The organism is Corallococcus llansteffanensis (genome assembly GCF_003612055.1).
GTDB lineage: Bacteria > Myxococcota > Myxococcia > Myxococcales > Myxococcaceae > Corallococcus > Corallococcus llansteffanensis.
In genome coordinates this window covers 1-493 of sequence record NZ_RAWB01001164.1, presented here as the reverse complement: position 1 = coordinate 493, position 493 = coordinate 1, and the positions used below count along the sequence as shown (strand labels likewise).

Here is a 493-nt window from a genome sequence, read left to right as displayed (position 1 = left end):
GCGTGGAGACGACGATGGAGAGCACCCCCGCGAGGAGCAGGCCCCAGAGCAGCAGGAAGAGGAGGGTGCCCGTCGTGCTCACAGGGCCCGCATCATCGCGCGACGGGGCGCTTCGCGGAGCCCTACTTGCGCGGGTGGCCTGCGTCCGCGTGGAGCGCGCGCGAGGCCGGAGGCGAGACCCGGGCGGGGGCCGGTTCGGCGCCTTCGAACAGGGTCCGACCCAGCATGAAGCAGAAGACCACTCCGACGGAGAGTGCCATCACGTTCCAGTAGTACGCCATGGGCCCGGAGCCAAAGCATGGAACGTGCCGGGCGCCGGACAGGGCCGCCGCTCGGGAGGCCGGGGTCGGACGACCCCGGTTGTGACCTCCGGCGCTACAGCGGCGGGAACGGCGTGGCCCCGGGGGCAACAGGGGCTCCCTCCGTTGCTCCATCCTCGGGGGACCAACGGCTTCACCCGGAGTCGCCGAGCTTGGAGCCCCGAGCCCCGACC

Annotated in this window: 1 protein-coding gene; it reads right to left on the bottom strand. The window is 72.6% G+C overall.

Going from position 1 to position 493, the window contains the following annotated elements; translation table 11 throughout:
- Window positions 1–122: 122 nt before the first annotated feature.
- Entirely contained in the window at window positions 123–281 is a 159-nt protein-coding gene (locus tag D7V93_RS45745; protein WP_158623994.1) for a hypothetical protein, read from the bottom strand.
- Window positions 282–493: the final 212 nt, after the last annotated feature.